Origin of the sequence: Mycobacterium stomatepiae, assembly GCF_010731715.1 — a bacterium.
GTDB lineage: Bacteria > Actinomycetota > Actinomycetes > Mycobacteriales > Mycobacteriaceae > Mycobacterium > Mycobacterium stomatepiae.
In genome coordinates this window covers 3,114,198-3,139,278 of the sequence record NZ_AP022587.1, presented here as the reverse complement: position 1 = coordinate 3,139,278, position 25,081 = coordinate 3,114,198, and the positions used below count along the sequence as shown (strand labels likewise).

Here is a 25,081-nt window from a genome sequence, read left to right as displayed (position 1 = left end):
CGACGTTACTTCAGGAAGGGTTCTACTCCGTGGGCGTGTCCCTGCCGTATACCGACAGCGTCCAGCCGGGCCAGCGCGTCGGCACTCAGCGCGACTTCCGCGGCGCCGATGTTCTCCTCGAGGTGTGCGATCGACCGGGTACCGGGAATCAGCAACGTATTCGGCGCGTGCGCCAACACCCACGCCAGTCCCACCTGTGCGGGTGTCGCGCCGAGTTCGCCGGCGATGTCGAGCACGACGGGGTCGTCGGCCACCTTCGGGAAAGCCGGAAGCGACGACCCGAGCGGGAAGAAGGGCACCCAGGCGATACCTTCGGCGATGCAGAGCTCGAGCATCTCTTCTTGTGAACGATCCAGCAGGCTGTAGGCGTTCTGCACGCAGACGATCCCGGCAGGCAGCGCCCGGCGCAACACTTCGAGCGGTACGGCGCTCACGCCGATCGCGCCGATCTTGCCCTCGTCGCGCAGCGCGATCATCTCGGCGAGCTGGTCGTCGAGGTCGACGATTTGGTCGCCCGCGGGGGCCAGGCCGGGCCCGAGGTCCATCCGCCGCAGATTCACCACCGGAATGCGCTCGAGGCCGAGTTGGTGGAGGTCGTCCTCGACCGCGGCGCGCAACTCGGCGGGCTGCTGCGCGGCGGCCAGGGGTATCGGTTGTTCGCCCGTCCACCGCGCGCCGACCTTGCTGACGATGACGAGGTCGTCCGGGTAGGGGGCCAGCGCCGCGCGGATGCGGCGGTTGACCTCGCCGGGGCCGTAGAACGACGCGGTGTCGATGTGGTTGACGCCGAGTTCGACGGCTCGGCGCAGCAGCGCGGCCGCATCGGTGGCCGATGTGTCCTCGAACAGCTGCATGGCGCCGTAACTGACACGGGCGACCGTGTTGGTGCCGATAAGGCCGGCGCCGCCGGGGTGAGCTTGATCAGTCATGGTGCTCCCGTCACACTGGAAGGAATGCGGAGGAGCCTCCGCTTTCTTGAGCGTAACAGAAACGGAGGTGCCTCCGCTTGGCTGAACCGACCCGGTCCGACGCGCGCCGGAATCGCGACAAGCTCCTCGAGGTGGCGGCCGCCGCGTTCGGTGCCGCCGGTCGGCCGGTCTCGCTCGAAGCGATCGCCCGCGAGGCCGGCGTCGGTATCGGCACGTTGTATCGGCACTTCCCGAGCCGGGAGCTGCTGATCGAGGCCGTGTACCGAGCCGAGCTCGCCGAGGTGGTCGCGGCGGCCGATCGACTCCTGGAGGGGCATCCGCCGAAAGTCGCGCTGCGGCGCTGGATGGATCGCTACGCGGCCTTCGTCGCCGCCAAGAAGGGGATGGCCGACTCGCTGCGGGCGATGATCGAGTCGGGCGCCGTGCAGGTCAATCAGATGCACGCGCGCATCGTTGCCACCACCGACACGCTCCTGCAAGCAGGCGTCCGGGACGGCAGCCTGCGCTCCGACGTGCAGGCCGAAGATGTGGTGTCCAGCCTGATCGGCATCTTCCTGGCCAGCAGCTCGCCCGAACAGACCGGCCGCATGCTCGACTTGCTGCTCGCCGGAATCGCCGCTGGCTAGTTAACCGACGGCGGGCTCGTCTCCGGCGGGGGAGTCGCCGTCGTCGGCCAGGTGGCGCAGGACTCGCTCATTGAGGGAGGCGAGTGTGTCGAGCTCAGCCGGGGTGAACAGATCGATGAAGTTCCGGCGGACATCCGCCACGTGCCCGGGCGCCGCCTTCTCGATCGCGGCGCGGCCGGCCGGCAGCAGGCAGACCATCGTGCTACGGGCATCGTCGGGGTTGGGCTCGCGGCAGATCAGCCCGTCCTCCTGCATCCGTCGCACCTGGTGGGAGACGCGACTCTTCTCCCAGCCCAGCGTGTTGCACAGGTCGCGGGCGGGCATGCGGTCTCCGTCGTGGCCCGAGAGCACCGCGAGGATCTCGTAGTCGGCCCCGGACAGCCCCGATCCCTGCAGGCCCCGGTTCAAGTGCACCTCGAGCTGATGATGCGCGTGCATGAAGGCCCGCCAGGCGTGGTCTTCGCGGGAGTTCAGCCAGTTCGGTTCCATCAGTCGCCATGCTACCCATTTGGTTGACTCATCAACAAACTGTGCATAAGGTTGAGTAGTCAACCTTTTCGATAGTCAGTCGAGTTAGGACACCTCATGAGCAGCATCAGCATCATCGGCACCGGGAACATGGCCCGCGCTATCGGAGCGCTAGCGGTAGCGGGCGGCAACACCGTCGAGGTCATCGGTCGCGATCAGGCCAAGGCCGCTGACTTGGCCAACGCTCTTGGCGGCGGCGTCACGACGGGCGAGTTCGGCGCCGTTCCGGCCGGGGACATCGTCATCATTTCCGTGTTGTACGCCAACGTCGTTCCGGTCGTCGACCAGTATGGAGACGCCCTCGCGGGCAAGGTCATCGTCGACATCAGCAACCCCTTCAATTCCGCGGCCGACGGGCTAGCGATCCCCGATGACACCTCGATCGCTAGGGAAGTCGCCAAGGTGGCCCCGGCCAGCGCCAGCGTGGTGAAGGCCTTCAACACCATCTTCGGCGCCGTCCTGGCCCAGGGCCGGACGCTCGACGTCTTCATCGCCGGCGACGACGCGCGCGCCAAGGCGGCCGTGGCGCAGTTCGTCGAGAGCCTCGAGCTGCGCCCGCTCGACGTCGGCGGATTGAACATGGCGCACTGGCTCGAAAGAACCGGCCTGGTCGTGATGGGCCTCGCCCGCCACGGGGTGGGGAACTTCGACTTTGCTCTCAGCGCCAGCGTTCCCGGCTGAGCCGCGGCGCCGTCTGGTGCCGTGCACCCCCAAATGATGGTTGATCGATCATCGAGAAAGAGAAGGCTCTCGCCGTGAAGCTTGGTTTCGCACTCCCGATAGTCGGGCCCGCCATCACCAGCGCCGCTGGTCTGAGCGAGTTCTGCCGTGCACTCGAGGACCTCGGCTACGACACGCTGTGGGTTGGCGATCGCCTGGTCACGCCGGTCGAGATGCGCAGCACCTACCCGGGGAAAGAGCAGCCGTACCCGCCGCAGATGACCCGCTACCTCGATCCGGTGTTGCTGTGGACCGTGGCCGCGACGGCGACCAGCAGGGTGCGGCTGAACGCCAGCACGCTCAGCACGTTCTACTACGAGCCGGTGCACCTGGCCCGGCTGCTGACCACGCTCGACGTGCTCAGCGAGGGCCGCCTCGACGTCGGCGTGGGAATCGGGTGGATGAAGGACGAGCACGACATCGCCCGTAGCGCGGACTGGCACCGGCGCGGGCGGATGCTCGATGACCTGCTGGCGTTTCTGCACGAGTGGTGGACGACCACCCGGGTGTCCTGGAAGAGCGAGTTCTTCTCGCTGCCGCCGGTCCACGCCGACCTGCGCCCGGTTCAGGCTGGCGGTCCGCCCGTCTGGATCGGCGGTGTCAGCGAGGCCGCGATGCGCCGGGTCGGCCGCAGCGGCACCGGCTGGCTCGGTGTCGAGGGGTTGCAGGACGAGGTGACCGACCACCTGTGGTCGATTGCGCGCCGCGCGGCGCAGGACGCCGGCCGCGATCCGGACGCGCTGAAGACGGCCATGCGGATCAATCTTGAACCGGGCACGTCCGTTGAGTCAGTTGTCGGCCGGCTCGAGCGCCTCGCCGGGTCCGGTGCTGATGAGGCGCTCGTGGATGCCTTCGCGATGTTCCCCAGCCTCGACCAGATGCTCGACTTCGCCGGTCAGGTGATCGCCCGTCGGGCCGATCACCGGTAGGGCGCGCGGCCGGGCGCTCGGCGCGAAGACTCAGCCGACGGAGCGCCCGGCGCCTTCCCAGAATCGCGCCCGGACGGCCTTCTTGTCCGGCTTGCCGAGCCCGGTCAAGGGCAGCGCGTCGACGATCTCGATGCGCTTGGGTGATTGCACCGAGCCCTTGCGCTCCTTGACCGCGGCCCGAATCTCGGCGGTCATCTTCTCTATCGCGGCGTCGTCGGTCGCGGCGTCGGCGCGCAGCACCACCACCGCGGTGACGGCCTCGCCCCACTTGTCGTCCGGCGCTCCGACCACGCACACCTGCGCGACGGCGGCGTGCTCGGCGATGACGTCCTCGACCTCACGGGGGAAGACGTTGAAACCGCCGGTGACGATCATGTCCTTGACCCGGTCGACGATGAAGTAGAAGCCGTCCTCGTCCTCGCGGGCCATGTCGCCGGTGTGCAGCCAGCCGTCCCTGAACGTCTCGGCCGTCGCCTCCGGAAGATTCCAGTAGCCGCCCGCCAGCAGCGGTCCGCTGACGCAGATCTCGCCGGGCTCGCCCTGCGGCACCGGCTTGCCGTCCTCGCCCAGCAGCGCCACCCGGGCGAACAGCGTCGGGCGTCCGCACGACGTCAGCCGCTTCTCGTCGTGATCGCCCTTGGCGAGGTAGGTGATCGCCATCGGTGCCTCGGACTGGCCGTAATACTGCGCGAAGATCGGTCCGAACCGCCGGATCGCTTCGGCCAACCGCACCGGGTTCATCGCTGACGCACCGTAGTAGACGGTCTCCAGCGAGGACAGGTCGCGGGTCTGCGAATCCGGGTGGTCCATCAGCGCGTAGAGCATTGAGGGCACCAGCATGGTCGCCGTGATCTTCTGCTCTTCAATGGTTTTCAGCACCTCGGCCGGATCGAACTTGCTCAGCACGACCATCTCGCCGCCCTTGACCACCGTGGGCGTGAAGAAGGCCGCGCCGGCGTGCGACAGCGGGGTGCACATCAGGAATCGCGGGGTCTCCGGCCATTCCCATTCGGCGAGCTGAATCTGGGTCATGGCGGCGATGTTGCCGGTGGTCCCCAGCACGCCCTTGGGCTTGCCGGTGGTGCCGCCGGTATAGGCCATGCCGCCGATGTGGTCGGGCGGCAGCTCGGCCACCGTCAGCGGCTTCGGCTCGTACTTGGCCGCCTCGGCCGAGAGGTCCACGGCCACCCCGTCGAGGGCCTGGGGGACCGGGCCTATCGTCAGGATCTGCTTGAGCGAGTCGACCTTTTCCAGCAGTCCCAGCGCGCGCTCGACGAACGCCGGGTTGGGGTCGACGATCAGCGAGCTGGCACCGCAGTCGGATAGCACGTAGGCGTGGTCGTCGAGCGACCCGAGCGGGTGCAGCGCGGTGCGCCGGTAGCCCTGGGTTTGACTGGCGCCCAGGATCATCAGCACCTCGGGGCGGTTCAGCGCCAGCAGCCCCACCGTGACACCGGTGCCAGCGCCCAGCGCCTCGAACGCCTGGGTGTACTGGCTGATCCGCTCGGCCAGTTGGCCCCCGGTCAGCGTGGTGTCGCCGAGGAACAGCACCGGCCGGTCCTTGTGGCGCTTGAGCGCGCCCACCAACAGATGGCCGTTATGGGTCGGATGGCGCAACAGATCGTCACTCATGTGGCAAGACTAGAACGTGTTGCAATTCGCGTCAGCTACCCCCTCGACGGTCACCCGGATCACTAGGCTTCGTGAGCATGGCGCAGGCAGATCTCGTCGTTACCGGAACCATCCTGACCGTCGATGACGAGAGGCCCACGGCCGAGGCGCTCGCCGTTGCCGATGGCCGCATCATCGCCGTCGGCGGCCGCTCCGATGTGGCCGACCTGATCGGCCCGGACACCCAAACCGTCGACGTCGGCGACGGCTGTGTGCTGCCGGGATTCATCGAGGCTCACGGTCATCCGCTGATGGAGGCCGTCGCGCTGTCGGACCGCATCGTCGACATCCGGCCGGTCACCATCCCCGGCCCCGACGACGTCGTCGCGGCGATCCGCCAAGAGGTCGCGCGGCGCGGATCGACCGGCTCCTACCTGAATGGCTGGGATGCGCTGCTGCAGTCGGGCCTGCCCGACCCGACGCTGGCCTGGCTCGACGACATCGCGCCGGACGGTCCGCTGGTGATCATCCACAACTCCGGGCACAAGGCGTACTTCAACTCGCACGCCGCGCGACTCAACGGGCTGACCCGCGAAACCCCGGACCCCAAGGGCGCCAAGTACGGACGCGATGCCAACGGCGAGCTGGATGGCACCGCCGAGGAGATCGCCGCGGTGTTCCCGCTGCTCGGCGGCGCCATCTCGGCCGACAGCTACCCGGCGATGCTGCTCGCCGAGTGTGAACGGCTCAACCGGGCCGGGCTGACCACCTGCTCGGAGATGGCGTTCGATCCGAACTTCGGGCCGCTGGTCGCCCAACTGCACGATCGGCTCACGGTCCGCCTGCGTACCTACGAGGTGTCCAACCCGCAGATGGCCACCGCCGCCTCACCCGGCCAGGGCGACGACATCATGCGTCAGGTCGGCATCAAGATCTGGGTCGACGGTTCGCCGTGGATCGGCAATATCGCGCTGTCCTTTCCCTACCTGGACACCGAGGCCACCCGCTCCATCGGCATCCCCAAGGGTTCGTGCGGCTGCGCCAACTACACCGCCGAGCAACTGCGCGAGATCGTCGGCGCGTACTTCCCGCTGGGCTGGCAGATGGCCTGTCACGTGCAGGGCGACGCCGGCGTCGACACCATCCTCGACGTCTACGAAGAGGCGCTGCGCAACAATCCGCGCGACGACCACCGGCTGCGGCTCGAGCACGTCGGCGCCATCCGGCCCGAGCAGCTGCAGCGCGCCGCCGACCTCGGCGTGACCTGCAGCATCTTCGTCGACCAGATCCACTACTGGGGCGACGTCATCGTCGACGGTCTGTTCGGCGAGGAGCGCGGATCCCGGTGGATGCCGGCCGGATCCGCCGTCGCGACCGGGATGCGCATCTCGCTGCACAACGACCCACCGGTCACGCCGGAGGAGCCGCTGCGCAACATCAGCGTGGCTGTGACTCGCACGGCGCCCAGCGGCCGGGTGCTGGCCCCCGAGGAGCGCCTGACGGTCGACCAGGCGATCCGCGCCCAGACCATCGACGCCGCCTGGCAGCTGTTCGCCGACGACGTCGTCGGCTCGCTCGAGGTTGGCAAGTATGCGGACCTGGTGGTGCTGTCGGGCGATCCCCGCACGGTGCCGCCCGAGCAGATCGCCGATCTCGACGTGCGCGCGACGTATCTGGCGGGCCGCCAGGTCTACGCGCAGTGAGGCCCGCTTTAGACGATCTGCTCGAGCGCCTGCATGTGGTGGCGCTGCCGATGCGGGTGCGGTTTCGCGGCATCACCACCCGGGAGGTCGCGCTGATCGAGGGGCCGGAAGGGTGGGGCGAATTTGGGGCGTTCGTGGAATACGGGCCCGCCGAGGCGTCGGCGTGGCTGGCGTCGGGCATCGAGGGCGCCTACCGGCAGCCGCCGCCGGTGCATCGCGAGCGCATCCCGATCAACGCCACCGTGCCGGCCGTGGCCGCTGCTGAAGTGCCCGACGTGCTGGCCCGCTTTCCCGGTGCCCAGACGGCCAAGGTGAAGGTCGCCGAGCCGGGACAGACGCTGGGTGACGACGTCGCCCGGGTCAACGCCGTGCGGGAAGTCGTCGCGACGGTGCGGGTGGACGCCAACGGCGGCTGGACGGTCGACGAGGCGGTGCGGGCCGCGACGGCCCTGACCGCCGACGGGCCGCTGGAATACCTCGAACAGCCCTGCGCCAGCGTCGACGAGCTGGCCGAGCTGCGGCGGCACCCAGCCATGCCAGACGTACCGATTGCCGCCGACGAAAGCATCCGCAAGGCCGACGACCCGTTGGCCGTGGTCCGCGCCGGTGCCGCCGACATCGCGGTGCTCAAAGTTGCTCCGCTGGGCGGGATTTCGGCCCTGCTGGACATCGCCGCGCAGATCGACATTCCGGTGGTGGTTTCCAGCGCGCTCGACTCCGCGGTCGGCATCGCCGCCGGGCTGACCGCGGCGGCGGCGCTACCGCGACTGCGACACGCCTGCGGGTTGGGCACCGGCGGCCTGTTCGTCGAGGACGTCGCCGACGTCGCCGCGGCCGTCGACGGTCACCTGGCCGTCGGACCCGTCACGCCCGACCCACGGCGGCTGCGGGCGCTGCAGGCGCCGGCCGAGCGGCGGCAGTGGTGGATCGACCGGGTCATCGCCTGCCATCCGTTCCTTGTACCGTCGTCCGAGTGATTAACCTGGCATATGACGACCGCGGCAGCGGTGAGCCCGTCGTCTTCATCTCGGGTAGCGGCGGCCCCGGTCGCACCTGGTTACCGCATCAGGTCCCGGCGTTCATCTCGGCCGGCTACCGCGTGATCACTTTCGACAACCGCGGGATCGGCGCCACCGAAAACGCCGAGGGTTTCACGACGCAGACCATGGTCGCCGACACCGCGTCCCTGATCGAATCGCTGGACGCCGCCCCGGCCCGCATTGTCGGGGTGTCGATGGGCGCCTTCATCGCCCAGGAGCTGATGGTGGCCCGTCCCGACCTGGTGACCGCCGCGGTGCTGATGGCCACCCGCGGCCGCCTGGACCGCGCCCGGCAGGGGTTTCACGAAGGCGAGCGCGAGCTCTATGCGTCGAACACCGAACTGCCTCCCGCGTATGAGGCGAAAGTCCGTGTGCTGGAAAACTTTTCACGAAAAACGATCAACGACGACGTGCTCGTCGCCGACTGGATCACCATGTTTCGGGCCTGGCCGGTCAAGCGCACACCCGGGCTGCGCACCCAGCTCAGCGTCTCCCCGCAGACCAACCGGCTCGCGGCCTACCGCGCCATCAACACCCCGGTACTGGTGATGGGTTTCGCCGACGACGTGATCACCCCGCCGCATCTGGGGCGCGAGGTTGCCGACGCCCTGCCCAACGGGCGCTACGTGCAGATCCCCGACGCGGGCCACCTCGGATTCCTGGAGCGGCCCGAGGCGGTCAACAGCGTGGCGCTGAAGTTCTTCTCCGAGGTGTGAATGCGTCGAACGTCGACTTTGTCGGGCAAAATAGCCGCGATTCGGCCCGACAAGTCCACGTTCGACGCGTTGCGCGCTTCCTCAGCTCGACGCAGCGCGTCGGGCATCGTCAGCGCGCTGTGACACCCTGTAGGAGTGAATCCCTCGACGACACAGGCTCGCGTCGTCGTTGACGAGCTGATCCGCGGAGGCGTCCGCGACGTGGTGTTATGCCCCGGCTCGCGCAACGCCCCGCTGGCGTTCGCGTTGCAGGACGCCGACCGCGCAGGCCGGATCCGGTTGCACGTGCGCATCGACGAACGCACCGCCGGCTATCTGGCCATCGGCCTGGCAATCGCGGCCGGGGCACCGGTCTGCGTCGCGATGACGTCGGGCACCGCAGTCGCCAACCTCGGGCCGGCGGTCGTCGAGGCGAACTACGCGCGGGTGCCGCTGATCGTGCTGTCGGCCAACCGGCCCTACGAATTGCTGGGCACCGGGGCCAATCAGACCATGGAGCAGCTGGGCTACTTCGGTACCCAGGTTCGCGCCACAATCAGCCTGGGTCTGGCCGAGGACGCCCCCGAGCGGTTGGATTCGCTCAACGCGACCTGGCGATCGGCCACCTGCCGGGTGCTGGTGGCCGCCACCGGTTCGCGCACCGCCAATGCCGGCCCCGTGCAGTTCGACATCCCGCTCCGTGAGCCCCTGGTCCCCGATCGGGAATCGCCCGGTGCCGTGACGCCGCCCGGCCGGCCCGACGGCAGCCCGTGGACCTACACGCCGCCGGTCACTTTCGACCAGCCGCTGGACATCGACCTTTCGCCCGACACCGTCGTCATCGCCGGGCACGGCGCGGGCGCGCAGCCCACCCTCGCGCAGCTGCCGACCGTGGCCGAACCGACCGCACCGCCGGCTGCCAACCCGTTGCACCCGCTGGCCCTGTCGCTGTTGCGCCCCAAGCAGGTGATCATGCTCGGCCGCCCGACGCTGCATCGCCCGGTCTCGGCGCTGCTGGCCGATCCCCAGGTGCCGGTGTATGCGCTGACCACCGGGCCGCGCTGGCCGGACGTGTCGGGCAATTCGAAGGCCACCGGCACCCGGGCGGTGACCACCGGGACGCCCAACCCGGCCTGGCTGGACCGCTGCGCCGAGATGAACCGGCACGCGGTCGCGGCGGTTCGCGGCCAGCTCGCGGCGCACCCGTTGACCACCGGCCTGCACGTCGCCGCGGCCGTCGCGGATGCGTTGCGGCCGGGCGATCAGCTGGTGCTGGGGGCGTCCAACCCGGTCCGCGACGCGGCGCTGGTGGGGCTCGACACCCACGGCATCCGAGTCCGGTCCAATCGCGGGGTCGCCGGTATCGACGGCACGGTGTCCACCGCGATCGGCGCGGCTTTGGCACACGAACGCGGCGGCACCGCCGACAACCCGGCCCGCACCTTCGCCCTGATCGGCGACCTGACGTTCGTCCACGACAGCTCCGGGCTGCTGATCGGTCCCACCGAACCGACGCCGCGGCATCTGACCATCGTGGTGTCCAACGACAACGGCGGCGGCATCTTCGAATTGCTCGAGCAGGGCGACCCGAGGTTCTCCGATGTGTCGTCGCGGATCTTCGGCACCCCACACGACGTGGACGTCGGTGCGCTCTGCCGCGCCTACCACGTCGAAAGCCGCCAGATCGAGGTCGACGAGCTGGACGCCGCGCTCAACGAGTCCGGCGCCGGGATGCGGGTGTTGGAGGTCAAGGCGGACCGGTCCTCGCTGCGCGGACTGCACGCCGCCATCAGGGCCGCCTTGTGAAGTCTCCAAAAACGTTGCTGCGCATTTTGATCCACGGCCGCAGCGACGAGTCGCCGACCACGCCCGCGCGGATTGCGTTGCGGCTGACCCGGATCGCGGTGCTGATCGTCGCCGGTTTGGTCACGCTGCAGTCGGTGTTGCTGGTGGCCGGCGCCTGGCGCAACGACCTTGCAATCCGACACAACATGGGTGTGGCGCAGGCCGAGGTGCTCAGCGCGGGGCCACGCCGGTCCACGATCGAATTCGTCACACCTGAGCGAGTCACCTACCGGCCCGAGCTCGGCGTGCTATACCCGTCCGAATTGGCTACGGGTATGCGGATATACGTCGAATACAACAAAAATGATCCGAACCTGGTGCGGGTGCAGCACCGCAACGCGGGGCTGGCGATAATCCCGGCCGGATCGATCGCGGTCGTCAGTTGGCTCGTCGCGCTGGTTGCGCTGGTGGGCCTGGCGCTGATGGACAAGCGATTGGACCGTCGCGATGCGGTCAAAAGTGGGACTAGCAAAGACATATAACGCGTTAAGCAGCAGATTTCGCGCCCCGTATGCCAGTCGGCAACCTCAGCGACAGGCAGTGCTGACACTATGGTCTCGTGCGCGTTGCGATCGTCGCGGAATCTTTTCTGCCACATGTCAACGGAGTCAGTAATTCAGTAGTTCGAGTACTGGAGCATCTGCGCCGAACCGGCCACGAAGCTCTGGTGATCGCTCCCGATACCCCACCCGGTGAACCTCCCGCCGAGCGCATTCACGACGGCGTCCGGGTGCACCGGGTGTCGTCGCGGATGTTCCCGAAGGTCACCACGTTGCCGCTCGGCGTGCCCAGGCCGCGACTGCTGAAGGTGCTGCGCGGATTCCAGCCCGATGTGATGCATCTCGCATCGCCCGCGCTGCTGGGCTACGGCGGCGTGCTGGCCGCACGTCACCTCGGCGTGCCGACCGTCGCTGTCTACCAAACCGACGTACCGGGTTTCGCGGAGAGCTACGGCATCGGGATCACGACGCGGGCGGCGTGGGCGTGGTTCCGCCACCTGCACCGCCTGGCCGACCGCACCCTGGCGCCTTCCACCGCGACAATGGAATCGCTTGTCGCGCACCGAATTCCACGGGTAGATCACTGGGTGCGCGGCGTCGACATCATGGGGTATGCGCCGTCGGCGCGAGACGAGGCGCTGCGGCGGCGCTGGTCGCCCGAGGGTAAGCCGATCGTGGGCTTCGTGGGCCGGCTCGCGCCCGAGAAGCATGTGGAACGCCTCGCCGGGCTCGCGGCGGCCGGCGATGTGCAACTTGTCATCGTCGGAGACGGCGTCGACGAGCAAAAGCTTCAATCAGCAATGCCCACAGCATGTTTCACCGGTGCCCTGTACGGTGCTGAGCTCGCCGCGGCGTACGCCAGCATGGACGTCTTCGTCCACACCGGCGAGCACGAGACGTTCTGCCAAGTCGTGCAGGAGGCGCTCGCGTCCGGGTTGCCGGTGATCGCGCCCGACGCCGGCGGACCGCGTGACCTCGTTACCCCGTGGCGTACCGGATTGCTGGTTCCCGTAAGCGAATTCGAGCAGCGGCTACCCGAGGCAGTGGGGCATCTGCTGACCGAGCGTCCGCGCTACTCGCAGGCCGCACGCAAGAGCGTGCTGGCCCGCACCTGGCCCGCAATCTGCGATGAACTGCTCGGCCACTATGCGGCCGTGCAATCGCCGATCGCCCGGGCGCGGGCCCGCATCTCGCAACGCAAACTCGCGCAAGGCGAGTGACGTCTCGCCGCTAGCCCTGCGCCAGCTCGGCGACCGGCTGCCACTGCTCCCAGGTGCGTAACCGGTTCTCGTAGTCGGCCTTTGCCGTCTGCAGCGGCGAAGCACCGAAGAACACCCGCAGCGGCGGCTGCTCGGCGTCGACCACTTTCAACAGCGCATCCGCCGACGCTTTCGCACTACCGGGATCAGCCCCGCGCCGGCCGCGTTCTGCTTGCACCGCGGCGCGCACCTCGTCGTAGTGCGGCAACGGCTCGGAGTGCTTCGATGACGGGCCGGCCCAATCGGTGTCGAAGCGGGCCGGTTCGATCAGCGTGACGTGCACACCGAACGCCGCGACCTCCTGCGCGAGCGCTTGGGAGAAGCCCTCTAACGCCCACTTGGAGGCGTGATAAGCGCCGAGGAAAGGAAACGCGGTGATGCCGCCGATCGAGGACACCTGGATGATGTGGCCGCTGCGCTGCTCGCGCAGGTAGGGCAAGGCGGCCTGGGTGATCCACAGCGCGCCGAACACATTCGTTTCGATCTGATCGCGGGCATCGCGCTCGGACAGTTCCTCGACAAACCCGAACTGGCCGTAGCCGGCATTGTTTACGACGATGTCGAGTCGGCCGAAGTGGTCACGGGCCCGCTTGACCGTGGTGAAATCCGCGTCGCGGTCGGTGACGTCCAATTTGATGGGCAGCAGCGCATCGGCGTACTTGGTGACCAAGTCGTCCAGTGATGCGGCGTTGCGTGCGGTGGCGGCGACCTTGTCGCCCCGCTCCAGCGCGGCGATCGTCCACTCGCGCCCGAATCCACGTGATGTACCGGTGATAAACCAAACTTTTTCGCTCACGCCGTTGTGTAACGCGTGCGTGCCCGCACCATTCCCGCCGGGGCCGAATTGGGCCGGGTAGCGTCTTCCTGGTGAGTCGTGCGGCCTTGGACAAGGATCCCCGGGAGGTCGCGTCGATGTTCGACGGCGTCGCCCGTCGTTATGACCTGACCAACACCGTGCTGTCGCTGGGGCAGGACCGGTATTGGCGGCGCGCCACCCGCTCGGCGCTACGAATCGGGCCCGGCCACAAGGTGCTCGACCTGGCTGCGGGCACCGCGGTGTCCACGGTGGAGCTGGAGAAATCCGGGGCCTGGTGTGTGGCGGCCGATTTCTCGGTCGGAATGCTCGCGGCCGGGGGTGCGCGCAAGGTGCCCAAGGTTGCCGGCGACGCGACCAAGCTGCCCTTCGACGACGGCGTATTCGATGCTGTCACAATCAGTTTCGGCTTGCGCAACGTCGCCGACCCGCAGGCGGGCCTGCGCGAAATGGCCCGGGTCACCCGGCCCGGTGGACGCCTGGTGGTGTGTGAATTCTCCACGCCCACCAATGCGCTGTTCGCCACCGTCTACAAGGAATATCTGATGCGCACGCTGCCGCGGGTGGCGCAGGCGGTGTCAAGCAACCCCGATGCCTATGTGTATCTCGCGGAGTCGATCAGGGCCTGGCCCGATCAGACCGCACTGGCACGGCAGATGGCCCAAGCGGGGTGGTCGGGCGTGCGCTGGCGCAACCTGACGGGTGGAATCGTGGCGCTACATGCGGGGCATAAGCCCCTGCGCTGACGTCGGGTTAGTGTTGGCCCGCGGCCTGCACCACGCCCAGCTGGTCTGGGCAGTAGTGGTCGACGGCCGCGCCGAGGAACTGGAACGCCTGCCCCTGGCTGGTGCCGCGCGGCAGGTTGTGCTGAATGAAGTTCGCCGACTGGTAGGCGTCGTGGTCCACGCCCCTGCCCAGCCGGTCGCAGGTGATCTTGCCCAGCCACGCGAGCTGGTCCTGCGGCTGGTAAATGCCGAAGCCGTTCACGGTTTGCTTGAACGGGGCGTCGTTGTCGCTGGGCGGCGACGGGGTCCGCAGCGGCGTCGGTGCCGGCGGCAGCGGCGGCGTCGTCGGGTCGGCCAGCGCCGGCACGGCCAGCGTCGTAATGGCAGCCGCCGCCACGGCGACGCCTGCAAGCAGCTTGGTACCCCTCATTAGCCGGATTATACACCGCGATAACGACTCGCTCACGGCCGATTAGCCAAGATGGGCGGTCAGCAGCCAGCCGCCGACCGACTTCAGACCAGTGGGTTCGTCGCGAATGTCGACGATGCCGGGCATCTCGACGGACGCGTTCGGTAGCTGGGCGTGCAGGCGGGCCGGCCGGATCTCGTCGACGACCCAGTACTTGGACACGGCGTCGCGTAACTCGTCGGCGGTCACCGCGTTGATCGGGCCGTCGGGCACCGCGGCCTTGTCGAAGACCAGGGCGAAGTACGAGGCGCCGGGAGCGGCCGCGCGGCTGATCGACCGCTGGTAGCCCTCGCGTGCCTCGACCGGGATGGAGTGGAACAGGGTGCTGTCGACGATGGTGCCGAAGCGGCCTTCAGATCCGGGTGGGTATGCGGTGAACGTGCTGATGTCGGCGACCTCGAAGGTGGCGTTGGCCAGGCCGCGATTCGCGGCCTGGCGGCGGGCCAAGTCGATAGCGGTGGGGGACAGGTCGAGGCCTAGCGTGGCGTGGCCCCGTTCGGCCAGCGTCAGCGAAATGGCGGCCTCGCCGCAGCCCACGTCGAGCACGTCGCCATGGAATTTGCCCTGCTCGATCAGGACGGCCAGCTCGGGTTGCGGGGCGCCGATGCTCCAGGGCGGCCGCACGCCCTCGCCAAACGTGGCGGATTCGCCGCGGTAGGCCGTTTCGAACTCGAAATCAGTTGGCTGAGTCATGCCTCCAGATATATCAACCTAGCTGATGTATGTCAATCAAATTGATATAGAGGACGCGTCGAATTGACCGTGCGAAAAAGTTGGTTCAGCTGAACGGTGTTCGACGATCGAGGAGCCGGGAGAACCGCCCGCCGCCGCGCCACGCTCGTGCCACCCAGTCGGCGTCGTCGTCGGTGACCAGGTTGGCCATCACCCGCACGGCGATGGTCATCAGCGTGGTCGAGCGCATCGCGAGGGGGCCAGTGGCGGGCAGGAACCGCTGGAAGGTCAGCAGCAGCGCCAGCCGTCGTGCGACCGAGAATCCGCGACCGTAGTGGTCGGACAACAGCGACGGCCACACTTTGGACATGTCGTCCGAGTCCAACAGCTCGGCGGCCAGCCGGCCGGTCTCTAGTCCGTAGTCGATGCCCTCGCCGTTGAGCGGGTTCACGCAGGCCGCGGCGTCGCCGATCAGCATCCAGTTCGGCCCGGCCACCCCGGAGACCGCGCCGCCCATCGGCAGCAGGGCCGACGAGATTGCGCGTGGCTCGCCGGTAAAGCCCCACTCGTCGCGGCGCAGATCGGTGTAGTAGGAGATCAGCGGCCGCAGCGACAGCTCGGCCGGCCGCTTGGAGGTCGACAACGCGCCGACACCGATGTTCACCTCGCCGTTGCCCAGCGGGAAGATCCAGCCATACCCGGGCAACACGGCGCCGTCGGGCGAGCGCAGCTCGAGATGCGATGTCAGCCAGGGGTCTTCGCTACGCGGGGTGGTCAGGTAGCCGCGGGCCGCGACGCCGTACACCGTCTCCTGATGCCAGCGCCGCCCGAGCTTGCGGCCCAGTGTGGAGCGGGCGCCGTCGGCGACGATCAGTTGGCGGCAGCCCAGTTCGGTGCCGTCGGCCAGCAATAGCGAGGTGACTCGTCGAGACGAGTCATGTTGCACGCCAACGGCTTTGGTACCGAGTAGCATCCGCGCTCCGGACTCCTCGGCGACCTTGCGGATCCGGTCATCCAGCTCGAGGCGGGCCACCGCGCTGCCGGTCGACGGGAACGACGGGCCGGGCCAATTCACTTCGACCTCGCCGCCGAACCCGCTCATCCGCAGACCCCGATGCCGGATGCGGGTATTCAGCCAGTCGCCCAGGCCGAGGCGCTCGCACTCGGCGACCGCGCGCGGCGTCAGCCCGTCGCCGCACGGCTTGTCGCGGGGAAAGGCGGCGGAGTCGACCACGAGTACATCGCGGCCGGCGCGAGCGGCCCAGGAGGCCGCCGCCGAACCGGCGGGTCCGGCACCCACGACCACGACTTCGGCTCCGGAGGCCTTCGTGTCCACGCCCCCCAGTATGTTGGTCGCGTGAGTACTCCGGCGAATAGGGATGGTCGGGTGAATACTCCGGCGACGGTGGTGGCGGGCATCGACTTTGGCGACGCCGCGTTCGCCACGACGGTGCGCGACGGCGTCGCGAAGGTCGAGCAGCTCATGGACGTCGAATTGCGCAGCGCCGACGAGATCATGACGGACTCGTTGACCCATCTGTTCAAGGCTGGCGGCAAGCGGTTCCGGCCGTTGTTCACCGTGCTGTCGGCGCAGATCGGGCCGAGCCCGGACGCGGATGAGGTGACGATCGCCGGGGCGGTCATCGAGCTGGTGCACCTGGCCACGCTCTACCACGACGACGTGATGGACGAGGCCGAGGTCCGCCGCGGCGCACAGACCGCGAATGTGCGCTGGAGCAACAACGTCGCGATCCTGGCCGGCGACTACCTGTTCGCGACGGCGTCGCGGCTGGTGTCACGGCTGGGGCCGGACGCGGTGCGGTTCATCGCGGAAACGTTCGCCCAGCTGGTGACCGGTCAGATGCGCGAAACCCGGGGTTTCGTGGAGGGCGCCGATCCGATCGAGCACTATCTGAAGGTGGTGTACGAGAAGACGGGCTGCCTGATCGCCGCGGCCGGTCAGTTCGGCGCGATGTTCTCCGGGGCCGACGACGATCAGGTCGCCCGGCTGAGCCGGCTCGGCGGCATCGTGGGGACGGCGTTTCAGATCTCGGACGACATCATCGACATCGACAGCGACTCGCACGAATCGGGCAAGTTGCCCGGGACCGATATCCGCGAAGGTGTGCACACCCTGCCGATGGTCTTTGCGCTGCAGCAGCCCGGGCCCGACGGCGATCGGCTGCGCGAGCTGCTGGCCGGTCCCGTCGAAGACGACGACGCGGTGTCCGAGGCGCTGCGGCTGTTGCGGGCATCGCCGGGAATGGCCCAGGCCAAGGAGGTCCTGGCGCAATACGCCGCCAAAGCCCGCGATGAGCTGGGATTTTTGCCCGACGTCGCCGGCCGTCGCGCGCTGGAGACATTGGTCGACTACACGATCAGCCGGCACGGCTAGCGGGTCATGGAACCCGGACGGTCATCCGGGGCGTTCAATTGACAACAGTCAAGCAATGAACTCTGGGTCCTTTTGAGGAGGACGGCGATGACCTGGCATCCGCACGCCAACAGGCTCAAGACCTTCCTGTTGTTGGCCGGTATGTCCGCAATGATCGTGTTCGTCGGATCGCTGTTCGGCAGGATGGCGATGTTCCTGGCGGTGATGTTCGCGATCGGCATGAATGTCTACACCTACTACAACAGCGACAAGCTGGCGCTGCGCGCGATGCACGCCCAGCCGGTCTCCGAACTTCAGGCGCCGGTGATTTATCGGATCGTGCGCGAGTTGGCCACCGCCGCGCACCAGCCGATCCCGCGGCTGTACATCAGTGACACCAACGCCCCCAACGCCTTCGCCACCGGACGCAACCCGCGCAACGCCGCGGTGTGTTGCACCACCGGCATCCTGGACATCCTCAACGAGCGCGAACTGCGCGCCGTGCTGGGCCATGAGCTCTCACACGTCTACAACCGCGACATCCTCATCTCGTGTGTGGCCGGTGCGCTGGCCGGTGTGATCACCGCGCTGGCCAACATGGCGATGTGGGCGGGCCTGCTCGGCGGCAACCGCGATGGCGAGAATCCCTTTGCGCTGCTGCTGGTTTCGCTGCTGGGGCCGATCGCGGCCACGGTGGTCAAGCTGGCGGTGTCGCGATCCCGGGAGTACCAGGCCGACGAGTCGGGCGCGGTATTGACCGGCGACCCGCTGGCGTTGGCGTCCGCCCTGCGCAAGATTTCCGGCGGCGTGCAGGCGGCACCGTTGCCGCCCGAGCCGCAGCTGGCCAGTCAGGCGCACCTGATGATCGCCAACCCGTTCCGCGCCGGTGAGCGCATCGGCTCGATGTTCTCGACACACCCGCCGATCGAGGACCGCATCCGCCGGCTGGAGGCGATGGCGCGCGGCTGACGTCGGCCTATGCTGGCGAGCATGACCGCTCCGACGTCACCGCGGCGGGACCTGGCTCGCCGGCGCATCCTGCTCGGCACTGCGGCTTTCGGTGCGTTGGTCGGGTGTGGCGCACTGGGTGTCCCGCGGGCGGCCGGTGCGCCACACCCGACCAACGCATTCGAGGTCACCCATACCGACGCCGAATGGCGGCAGCTTCTGAGCCCGCAGCAGTACGCGGTGCTGCGCACGGCGGCCACCGAGATGCCCCACAGCAGCGCGCTTAACGATGAGCACCGCACTGGGATCTTCGGATGTGCGGGCTGTGGGCAGGACCTCTTCTCGTCGGCCACCAAGTTCGACAGCGGTACGGGCTGGCCGAGTTTTTGGAAAGCCCTGAGCAACGCCGTGCTCGAGCGGCCGGACAACACGGCGGGCATGGCACGCACCGAAGTACTCTGCAGCCGGTGCGGCGGGCACCTCGGCCACGTCTTCAACGATGGCCCCGAACCGACCGGCCTGCGTTACTGCATGAACGGTGTGGCGCTCCGCTTCCGACCTGCCTAGCGCGTTCTCGGTTCCGATATCGCATGCGCTATCGCATTCGAAAACAGCCGCATGGTCCGAAGCCCCGACTACCGTTCTCCCCAGGCGTGACTGCCGAAATCGATAGCGCCCGTGCTACCAGTTCTTGCGTGAACTACGACGAGTACGTCGGCGTCTGTCTCGAGTTGCCATTCCTGCAAGAACGAGCCGCAACCGCGCATGACGCGATCACCAAGACCGTCGATCAACGAACGAATTGCCCAGCGGCCTAGGGCTTTTCGGGCTCGACTAGAACCCTGAGCCGTGCACCTCGTGTCCCGGGACCTCGGCGATCAGGCCGCTGTAGGCCTGTTCGACCGTCGAGCCGTGGTTGATCACGCCGTCGACTTCGCGGGCGATCGGCATGCTCAGCCCGAACTCGTTGGCGAACTCCATGATCACGCTGGCGGCCTTCACGCCCTCGGCGACCTGGTTCATCGATGCGATGATCTCGTCGATCGGCTTGCCCGAGCCGAGTTGTTCGCCGACATGGCGGTTACGGCTGCGCTGGCTGGTACACGTGACGATCAGATCGCCGAGGCCGGCCAGTCCGGGGAAGGTGTCCGGGTCTCCGCCTAACGCCACGCCCAGCTTCGTCATCTCGCGCAGCGCCCGCGCGATGACGAGCGCACGCGTGTTCTCGCCGATACCCAGCGAGTAACCCATCCCAACGGCAATCGCGTAGACGTTCTTCAGCGCTCCGGCCATCTCGACACCGACGACGTCGTCGCTGGTGTACACGCGGAAGCGCCGGGTGCGGAACAACGCTGCAAGCCGGGTGGCCAGATGTTGGTCGGGCATCGCCAGCACGGCCGCCGCGGCGTAGCCCTCGCCCACCTCGCGCGCAATGTTCGGTCCCGCCAGGATGCCCGCCGGATGACCGGGCAGCACCTCCTCGATGATCTGCGACGTCCGCATGTTGGTGCCCTGCTCGAGCCCTTTGACCAGCGATACCACCGGCACCCAGGGCCGCAATTCCTTGCCGAGTTCGGTGAGCACGCCACGGAACCCGTGCGACGGGACACCCATGATGAGGACGTCGGCGCAGTTGGCGGCCTCCGCGAAATCGTTGGTGGCGCGCAGCGTGTCGCTCAGTTCCACGTCGTCGCCGAGGTAGCGGGAATTGCGGTGATTTTCGTTGATGTCCTTGGCGGTCTCTTCCGAGCGCACCCACTGCAGCGTCGGCCCTCGGCGTGCGCAGATGGACGCCACGGTGGTTCCCCAGGAACCACCGCCAAGGACAACGACTTTGGGTTCGCGCTTCTCGCCTGCCATGAAGCTCAGCGTATTGCTGAAACCTCACATTTAGTAGCAGTTCACTCGGAGTGGGTCCGGCTCCGACTGCCGCGAAAGGGAAACCCGCCGCGCCGATGACGCCGCCCGGGCAGATGGGTGCCCGAGACGAAGTCCGAACCAACGACCCCGGAGGTTGGGACTTCGGTCCCTACCCGATCACCCCCTTGGCACCGGATCGTCAAGGTCAGCGCTTCATCGAGGAGGAATCATGTCCCGACGAGTGAGCCGGGCGGGAAATAGGTCTGTCCCTCGCAGCGGCCGAGCGTTCGCCTTGGCGCTAACAGCCGGTGTGGTCGCATTGGTTGGCGCGCCGGGCGTCGCGGTCGCCGATGGCGGCCGGCCCCAAGCCAACCCCGAGGAGAGGGCGGCGGCTCTGATACGGCCAGCCGTCGTCTATCTCGCCGCCCAAGCGTCAGGCCATGTGCGGCTGCCCGACGGGCAGCTGCTGTCTGAATTTGGACCGGGCTTGGATCTTCCCTTCGATGCCACCTGGTCGTGCACCGGTTTCGTGGTCAACCCCGATGGTTGGGTCGCGACCGCGGGGCACTGTGTTGATCCGGAGACCGCGAAAGACGCCATCGCCAAGAGCGCCGCGAGCGCCTATATCGCTCAGTTCCCGGAAGCGTCCACCGGCCAGGACCCCGCCGCAACGGCGGATTATCTTCGCAAGAGCGCGCGGATCGAGGGCGACAGCCCCGACCGGGGGCCCGAGGTCGGTCTCACGGTGCTCTACGGCACGGGTACCAAGCTCGCCGGCAAGTTGCCTGCCAACGTGGTGGATTTCCGACCGCTGAGCAAGGGTGACGTCGCCTTGCTGAAGGTCGAACAGCACAACATGCCGTCGTCGGTGCTGGCTGGCGACGCCGATGTCAGCATCGGCACATCGGTTCTCGCGGTGGGTTTCCCGGAAACCACCCAACGGGTTACCGGCCCCTCGTTGGATCCAACGAACAAGAGCGGCAAGGTGAACAAGAAGGCGACCATCCGGACCATGCCGGAGTATGAGATCGACGCCGCGATTTCGGAAGGCATGAGCGGCGGCCCGACGGTCGCTATCGACGGCAATGTGGTCGGGGTGAACAGCTTCGCTCCCGCTGGCGAGCCACAACCGTTCAACTTCATCACGCCGGCGGATCGTCTCGCGGTGATGCTCGCCGGTAAGGCTGTGAAGCCGATGCTCGGTCCCGCCGACTTGTACTACCGCAACGGCCTCACTAGCTACTACTCCGGCCATTACAGCGACGCGATCAAGAACTTCGACCAGGCGGCGGCGTTGTCGCCGGACTATCCCGGACTGGCCGAGCTGAAGACGAGTGCTGGGAATCTTCGGCAGCAGTACGGTGACGTCTCAGTGTTCCATAACTCAAACCTGTTGTGGTACATCGTAAGCGGGAGCCTGATGGTGCTCGTCGTCGGCGGCTGGGTGGCGTTCATGGTGCTCAAGAGTCGTCGGCAGCGTCTGGGTGCGGCCGAAATCTCGGGCCCGCTGGAGCCCGTCAGCGGCGTTGCCGTCGAACCTGCTTACGTGGAGATCGAGCCGCATTATTGTGCCAATTGCGGCGCGGAGCACCACCCCGCGGAAAAGTTCTGTCCCAACTGCGGCAAGCACATAGCTCTTCGGGAGCCGGCACGCGAATCAGGTCAAAATGTCGTGACGCTCAAGCCCTTGAGCGAGGATTCGGCCTAGCCCGCCACCGGTGCCCGATCGGCGACGCGGCCGAATTTCATTGCCTCTTCGATGCGGTCAAACCGGTAGTCGAGGGCGTCGGCGAGGTAGTTCTGGCGCACATTCCACGGCCGCTTGGTGCCCGACTTGGGCAGCTGATGCGCCGAGCGCTTCACGTATCCGGCGTTGATGTCCCAGGACGGCTTCTCGGCCATGGGCTGATCGCCTAAGTGCGGGTAAGCGTGCGTGTATCCGTGAGAAGTCATGTGCGCCATCAGTTTTGCCGTGGCACGCGCCGTAATATCGGCTCGCAGCGTCCAGGACGCGTTGGTGTATCCCACACACCAAAACAGGTTGGGCACATCCTCGAGCATGTGCGCCTTGTAGACGAAACGCTCACGGTGATCGACCTTTTCTCCGTCCAGGCTGATCGCTGCCCCGCCGAGTGCCTGCAGCTGCAGGCCGGTGGCCGTCACGAAGATGTCGGCGTCGAGGTGTGCACCGGACTTCAGCGCGATACCGGTGGCGTCGAAATGGTCGATCTCATCGGTGACGACGTCGGCGTGGCCTGCCGCGATCGAGTTGTACAGGTCGGCATCGGGGATCATGCACATCCGCTGGTCCCACGGGTTGTATCGCGGTTTGAAGTGGACGTCGACGTCGTACCCGTCGGGCAGGCTGTCAATCGCCTTGCGCCGCAGCAGAGACTTGATCAGGCCGGGCATCTTGCGCGACAGGAAGAAGAACACCGTCTCGGTCAAGGCGTTGTACGTCCGGATGGCCAAGTGAGAGGCCTTGCGGGGTAGCAGGGCACGAATGACGTCGTCGAGTTTTCGGTACTTCGACGCCGAGACCAGATAGGTCGGAGAGCGCTGCAGCATCGTCACCTTCGCGGCCTGCTCCGCCAGGGAGGGGAGCAGGGTCACCGCGGTGGCACCGCTGCCGATCACCACGATCTTCTTGCCGCTGTAGTCGAGGTCTTCCGGCCAGTGCTGGGGATGCACGACGGTGCCGTCGAACCGCTCGATGCTGGGGAACTCCGGGGTGTAGCCCTCGTCGTAGTTGTAGTAGCCGGAGGCGAAGAACACGAACCGGCTGCGGTATGTCGCGGTGGCGTCGCCTTGGTCGACGGTGATCGTCCAGGTGTCGGTGGACGAATCCCAGTCCGCGGAACGGACATAGCTGTCGAACTGGATGTGGCGATCGATGCCGTACTTGTGCGCGGTGGCGGTCAGGTACTCGCGGATGTGCTCGCCGTCGGCGACGCCCTCCTTGCGGGTCCAGGGCTCGAAGGGAAAAGACAGCGTGAAGATGCTGCTGTCCGAGCGCACGCCGGGATACCGGAACAGGTCCCAGGTGCCGCCAATCTGCTCACGGCGCTCGAGGATCGCGTACGTCATATGGGGATTGCGTTCGGCGATCCGATAGGCCGCGCCGATCCCGGAGATGCCGGCGCCGACGATGACGACGTCGAAGTAGCCGGCGTCGGCCGGCGGCTGGCTGGTGGCCTCCTGGGGAGTCACGGTCATCGTGAACCTCGCTTGCGGTGTGGGACTTGTCACCAGCGTAGGCACCCCACCGATTGTGGGGCCAGCACGCTCGGCGCGGACCGGTCCGGTGGTTAGCGGTAGTTCACGAACTGCACCGCCACGTCCAGGTCGGCGTTGCGTAGCAGCGCCTGGACGGCCTGCAAGTCATCGCGCTTCTTGCTGGAGACCCGGATCTCGTCGCCCTGGATCTGGGTCTTGACCCCTTGGGCCCGTCGTCGCGGATGAGCTTGGTGATTTTCTTGGCGTTCTCGCTGTCGATGCCCTGTTTGAGGGTGCCGCTGACCTTGAAGGTCTTGCCGGAGGCCTGCGGCTCGCCGGCGTCGAAGGCCTTCATCGAGATGTCGCGACGGATCAGCTTCTCCTTGAACACGTCGATCGCGGCTTTGATGCGCTCCTCCGTGGACGACGTCAGCTCTACGCCCTCGTCGCCCTTCCACGCGATCGTGGTGTCGGTGCCGCGGAAGTCGAAGCGGGTGGCCAACTCCTTGGCGGCCTGGTTAAGCGCGTTGTCGACCTCTTGCCGATCGAACTTGCTGACGATGTCGAACGATGAGTCCGCCATGCGAACGCCCTTCCGTGTTGGTTCCGGGTTGCTCCTAGCCGTTTGTGAATTGTCTACCCGCTCGTTGTACCCTGCTAGGCGGCAGGTTGCCCGAGCGGCCAATGGGAGCGGACTGTAAATCCGTCGGCTTACGCCTACACTGGTTCGAATCCAGTACCTGCCACCACAGTTCAGGCCCCTTTACCAGGGGGCCTGATTCGTTTCGGCTCGGGAATGGACACAAGGTGTAGGAATCTCAACGTGCGCATCGCTCAGACGCGGCACCCTGAAGCGCCGCTTAAGGTCCGCGGGCCCTTTGACGGTCCGATCCATACCGTTTTCGCGTTGGTGAACTGGCGAAGTCCGTCTTCGCCCAACTCGCGGCCGTATCCGCTGCGCTTGATGCCGCCGAACGGCACGCGAGGATCGGAGGTTACGACCTCATTGACGAACACCGCGCCGGCGTCGATCTGTGGGATTAATGCAGCCGCACGGTCGAGGTCTGAGGTCCACAGGCTGGCGCCGAGGCCGAATTCCGTTGCGTTCGCGATGTCCAGCGCGGCCCGGACGTTTTCGGCCGAGATGATCGCAGCGACAGGCCCAAATGTCTCCTCAGCGCTCACCGCCATCTCGGGGCCGACGCGGTCGAGTACTGCAGGTGTGTAGAAGTAGCCAACCCGCTGGGGTACCTGTCCACCGGTAACCAGGCGTGCACCGTCTGCCAGGCTGCGTTGGACCTGGTCCGACTCTCGGATACTCTTCTGTGCCAGCGGTCCGACTTGAATGCCGTCGACCATCGGGTCGCCGACTTGCAGTCGCGACACCCCGTCAGCGAAGGCTTCGGTGAATTCGGCGCGAACCCAGTCCTCGATGATGAACCGCTTGGCTGAGATGCAACTTTGTCCGCCATTGAGGTTGCGCGCGGAGACCGCCGCCCCGGCAACCATGGCGATGTCGGCGTCGGCTAACACGATGAACGGATCCGAGCCGCCCAACTCGAGCACTTGTTTTTTGAGGTGGCGACCTGCGAACTCCTGTTGCTAGATCAGTACGGCG

General features: G+C 67.2%; 24 protein-coding genes, 1 tRNA gene and 2 pseudogenes. 16 read left to right on the top strand and 11 right to left on the bottom strand.

The genetic code is table 11. From position 1 onward, the window contains the following. Positions 1 to 5: 5 nt before the first annotated feature. Positions 6 to 929 (bottom strand): aldo/keto reductase, encoded by a 924-nt coding sequence (locus G6N54_RS14685; RefSeq protein ID WP_163790761.1) that lies wholly within the window; start codon positions 927 to 929, stop codon positions 6 to 8. Between the two features lie 77 nt (positions 930 to 1,006). Between G6N54_RS14685 and G6N54_RS14680 the strand changes: the two genes are divergently transcribed. Continuing rightward, positions 1,007 to 1,555: a TetR/AcrR family transcriptional regulator gene (locus G6N54_RS14680; RefSeq protein ID WP_163790760.1), complete on the top strand. Its 549-nt coding sequence runs from the start codon at positions 1,007 to 1,009 to the stop codon at positions 1,553 to 1,555. Here the strand turns inward: G6N54_RS14680 and G6N54_RS14675 are convergent, their stop codons facing one another. Next, entirely contained in the window at positions 1,556 to 2,044 is a 489-nt protein-coding gene (locus G6N54_RS14675) for a MarR family winged helix-turn-helix transcriptional regulator (protein ID WP_163790759.1), read from the bottom strand. A gap of 96 nt (positions 2,045 to 2,140) precedes the next feature. Here G6N54_RS14675 and G6N54_RS14670 point away from each other — a divergent pair, with 96 nt between their 5' ends. Further along, on the top strand, positions 2,141 to 2,764 hold the full coding sequence (locus G6N54_RS14670; RefSeq protein WP_163790758.1) for an NADPH-dependent F420 reductase: 624 nt from the start codon (positions 2,141 to 2,143) through the stop codon (positions 2,762 to 2,764). A gap of 74 nt (positions 2,765 to 2,838) precedes the next feature. Further along, on the top strand, positions 2,839 to 3,732 hold the full coding sequence (locus G6N54_RS14665) for a TIGR03619 family F420-dependent LLM class oxidoreductase (protein ID WP_163790757.1): 894 nt from the start codon (positions 2,839 to 2,841) through the stop codon (positions 3,730 to 3,732). A 30-nt stretch (positions 3,733 to 3,762) separates the two neighbouring features. Here G6N54_RS14665 and fadD8 read toward each other — a convergent pair whose 3' ends face one another. Then, complete coding sequence (gene fadD8, locus G6N54_RS14660; RefSeq protein ID WP_163790756.1) at positions 3,763 to 5,364, bottom strand: fatty-acid--CoA ligase FadD8; 1,602 nt, start codon at positions 5,362 to 5,364, stop codon at positions 3,763 to 3,765. A 77-nt stretch (positions 5,365 to 5,441) separates the two neighbouring features. Here fadD8 and G6N54_RS14655 point away from each other — a divergent pair, with 77 nt between their 5' ends. From G6N54_RS14655 to G6N54_RS14630, 6 genes are all read left to right on the top strand, one after another. Then, complete coding sequence (locus G6N54_RS14655) at positions 5,442 to 7,046, top strand: amidohydrolase (RefSeq protein ID WP_163790755.1); 1,605 nt, start codon at positions 5,442 to 5,444, stop codon at positions 7,044 to 7,046. Positions 7,047 to 7,096: 50 nt separating this feature from the next. Beyond that, positions 7,097 to 8,023, top strand: coding sequence for an o-succinylbenzoate synthase (locus G6N54_RS14650; RefSeq protein WP_232073781.1), 927 nt, complete (start codon positions 7,097 to 7,099; stop codon positions 8,021 to 8,023). After that, positions 8,020 to 8,802 (top strand): alpha/beta fold hydrolase, encoded by a 783-nt coding sequence (locus tag G6N54_RS14645; RefSeq protein ID WP_163790753.1) that lies wholly within the window; start codon positions 8,020 to 8,022, stop codon positions 8,800 to 8,802. Before G6N54_RS14650 ends, G6N54_RS14645 begins: the two co-directional genes overlap by 4 nt. 135 nt (positions 8,803 to 8,937) lie before the next feature. After that, positions 8,938 to 10,587, top strand: coding sequence for a 2-succinyl-5-enolpyruvyl-6-hydroxy-3-cyclohexene-1-carboxylic-acid synthase (gene menD, locus G6N54_RS14640; protein WP_163790752.1), 1,650 nt, complete (start codon positions 8,938 to 8,940; stop codon positions 10,585 to 10,587). Beyond that, the gene (locus G6N54_RS14635) at positions 10,584 to 11,108 is read left to right on the top strand and encodes a DUF3592 domain-containing protein (protein WP_163790751.1); all 525 of its coding nucleotides are present in this window, start codon (positions 10,584 to 10,586) and stop codon (positions 11,106 to 11,108) included. The genes menD and G6N54_RS14635 overlap by 4 nt, the downstream gene beginning before the upstream one ends. 77 nt (positions 11,109 to 11,185) lie before the next feature. Beyond that, positions 11,186 to 12,346: a glycosyltransferase family 4 protein gene (locus G6N54_RS14630; RefSeq protein ID WP_163790750.1), complete on the top strand. Its 1,161-nt coding sequence runs from the start codon at positions 11,186 to 11,188 to the stop codon at positions 12,344 to 12,346. Between the two features lie 10 nt (positions 12,347 to 12,356). Here G6N54_RS14630 and G6N54_RS14625 read toward each other — a convergent pair whose 3' ends face one another. Further along, positions 12,357 to 13,181, bottom strand: coding sequence for an SDR family oxidoreductase (locus G6N54_RS14625; protein ID WP_163790749.1), 825 nt, complete (start codon positions 13,179 to 13,181; stop codon positions 12,357 to 12,359). Between the two features lie 71 nt (positions 13,182 to 13,252). Between G6N54_RS14625 and G6N54_RS14620 the strand changes: the two genes are divergently transcribed. Next, positions 13,253 to 13,945 (top strand): demethylmenaquinone methyltransferase, encoded by a 693-nt coding sequence (locus G6N54_RS14620; protein ID WP_163790748.1) that lies wholly within the window; start codon positions 13,253 to 13,255, stop codon positions 13,943 to 13,945. A 7-nt stretch (positions 13,946 to 13,952) separates the two neighbouring features. Here G6N54_RS14620 and G6N54_RS14615 read toward each other — a convergent pair whose 3' ends face one another. The 3 genes from G6N54_RS14615 to menJ form a co-directional block, all read right to left on the bottom strand. Continuing rightward, the gene (locus G6N54_RS14615) at positions 13,953 to 14,354 is read right to left on the bottom strand and encodes a DUF732 domain-containing protein (RefSeq protein WP_163790747.1); all 402 of its coding nucleotides are present in this window, start codon (positions 14,352 to 14,354) and stop codon (positions 13,953 to 13,955) included. A 42-nt stretch (positions 14,355 to 14,396) separates the two neighbouring features. Further along, a complete protein-coding gene (locus G6N54_RS14610) occupies positions 14,397 to 15,086 on the bottom strand; it encodes a class I SAM-dependent methyltransferase (RefSeq protein WP_163790746.1) in 690 nt (229 codons plus the stop codon). An 85-nt stretch (positions 15,087 to 15,171) separates the two neighbouring features. Then, on the bottom strand, positions 15,172 to 16,401 hold the full coding sequence (gene menJ / locus G6N54_RS14605) for a menaquinone reductase (protein WP_163790745.1): 1,230 nt from the start codon (positions 16,399 to 16,401) through the stop codon (positions 15,172 to 15,174). A gap of 51 nt (positions 16,402 to 16,452) precedes the next feature. Between menJ and grcC1 the strand changes: the two genes are divergently transcribed. The 3 genes from grcC1 (at position 16,453) to msrB (ending at position 18,954) form a co-directional block, all read left to right on the top strand. After that, positions 16,453 to 17,460, top strand: coding sequence for a nonaprenyl/(2E,6E)-farnesyl/geranylgeranyl diphosphat synthase (gene grcC1, locus G6N54_RS14600; protein WP_163790744.1), 1,008 nt, complete (start codon positions 16,453 to 16,455; stop codon positions 17,458 to 17,460). Between the two features lie 87 nt (positions 17,461 to 17,547). Further along, positions 17,548 to 18,408 (top strand): zinc metalloprotease HtpX, encoded by an 861-nt coding sequence (gene htpX, locus G6N54_RS14595; protein WP_163790743.1) that lies wholly within the window; start codon positions 17,548 to 17,550, stop codon positions 18,406 to 18,408. Positions 18,409 to 18,429: 21 nt separating this feature from the next. Beyond that, positions 18,430 to 18,954 carry a peptide-methionine (R)-S-oxide reductase MsrB gene (gene msrB / locus G6N54_RS14590; RefSeq protein WP_163790742.1) on the top strand — a complete coding sequence of 175 codons (525 nt, stop codon included), beginning with the start codon at positions 18,430 to 18,432 and terminating at the stop codon, positions 18,952 to 18,954. Between the two features lie 267 nt (positions 18,955 to 19,221). Here the strand turns inward: msrB and G6N54_RS14585 are convergent, their stop codons facing one another. Further along, positions 19,222 to 20,247 (bottom strand): NAD(P)H-dependent glycerol-3-phosphate dehydrogenase, encoded by a 1,026-nt coding sequence (locus G6N54_RS14585; protein ID WP_163790741.1) that lies wholly within the window; start codon positions 20,245 to 20,247, stop codon positions 19,222 to 19,224. A 50-nt stretch (positions 20,248 to 20,297) separates the two neighbouring features. Here G6N54_RS14585 and G6N54_RS14580 point away from each other — a divergent pair, with 50 nt between their 5' ends. Together G6N54_RS14580 and G6N54_RS14575 are read left to right on the top strand one after the other, a co-directional pair. Continuing rightward, a complete protein-coding gene (locus tag G6N54_RS14580; protein ID WP_163790740.1) occupies positions 20,298 to 20,492 on the top strand; it encodes a hypothetical protein in 195 nt (64 codons plus the stop codon). 197 nt (positions 20,493 to 20,689) lie between these two features. After that, entirely contained in the window at positions 20,690 to 21,955 is a 1,266-nt protein-coding gene (locus tag G6N54_RS14575) for a trypsin-like peptidase domain-containing protein (RefSeq protein ID WP_232072836.1), read from the top strand. Here the strand turns inward: G6N54_RS14575 and G6N54_RS14570 are convergent. Further along, entirely contained in the window at positions 21,952 to 23,463 is a 1,512-nt protein-coding gene (locus G6N54_RS14570) for a flavin-containing monooxygenase (RefSeq protein ID WP_163790738.1), read from the bottom strand. The genes G6N54_RS14575 and G6N54_RS14570 overlap by 4 nt on opposite strands. A gap of 92 nt (positions 23,464 to 23,555) precedes the next feature. After that, positions 23,556 to 24,046, bottom strand: a pseudogene (locus G6N54_RS14565) (YajQ family cyclic di-GMP-binding protein). Between the two features lie 80 nt (positions 24,047 to 24,126). Between G6N54_RS14565 and G6N54_RS14560 the strand changes: the two are divergent. Further along, positions 24,127 to 24,212 (top strand) — tRNA-Tyr (locus tag G6N54_RS14560). An 85-nt stretch (positions 24,213 to 24,297) separates the two neighbouring features. On the opposite strand, the pseudogene G6N54_RS14555 reads toward G6N54_RS14560, so the two are convergent. Next, positions 24,298 to 25,041, bottom strand: a pseudogene (locus G6N54_RS14555) (aldehyde dehydrogenase family protein); the annotation flags it as partial. Positions 25,042 to 25,081: the final 40 nt, after the last annotated feature.

What these genes read in the sequence shown, in the direction of transcription:
- G6N54_RS14685 (WP_163790761.1), bottom strand. Translation starts at nt 929, where the DNA reads ATGACTGATCAAGCTCACCCCGGCGGCGCCGGCCTTATCGGCACCAAC.
- G6N54_RS14675 (WP_163790759.1), bottom strand. Translation starts at nt 2,044, where the DNA reads ATGGAACCGAACTGGCTGAACTCCCGCGAAGACCACGCCTGGCGGGCC.
- G6N54_RS14670 (WP_163790758.1), top strand. Translation starts at nt 2,141, where the DNA reads ATGAGCAGCATCAGCATCATCGGCACCGGGAACATGGCCCGCGCTATC.
- fadD8 (WP_163790756.1), bottom strand. Translation starts at nt 5,364, where the DNA reads ATGAGTGACGATCTGTTGCGCCATCCGACCCATAACGGCCATCTGTTG.
- G6N54_RS14655 (WP_163790755.1), top strand. Translation starts at nt 5,442, where the DNA reads ATGGCGCAGGCAGATCTCGTCGTTACCGGAACCATCCTGACCGTCGAT.
- G6N54_RS14650 (WP_232073781.1), top strand. Translation starts at nt 7,097, where the DNA reads ATGCGGGTGCGGTTTCGCGGCATCACCACCCGGGAGGTCGCGCTGATC.
- G6N54_RS14615 (WP_163790747.1), bottom strand. Translation starts at nt 14,354, where the DNA reads ATGAGGGGTACCAAGCTGCTTGCAGGCGTCGCCGTGGCGGCGGCTGCC.
- G6N54_RS14610 (WP_163790746.1), bottom strand. Translation starts at nt 15,086, where the DNA reads ATGACTCAGCCAACTGATTTCGAGTTCGAAACGGCCTACCGCGGCGAA.
- htpX (WP_163790743.1), top strand. Translation starts at nt 17,548, where the DNA reads ATGACCTGGCATCCGCACGCCAACAGGCTCAAGACCTTCCTGTTGTTG.
- msrB (WP_163790742.1), top strand. Translation starts at nt 18,430, where the DNA reads ATGACCGCTCCGACGTCACCGCGGCGGGACCTGGCTCGCCGGCGCATC.
- G6N54_RS14585 (WP_163790741.1), bottom strand. Translation starts at nt 20,247, where the DNA reads ATGGCAGGCGAGAAGCGCGAACCCAAAGTCGTTGTCCTTGGCGGTGGT.
- G6N54_RS14570 (WP_163790738.1), bottom strand. Translation starts at nt 23,463, where the DNA reads ATGACCGTGACTCCCCAGGAGGCCACCAGCCAGCCGCCGGCCGACGCC.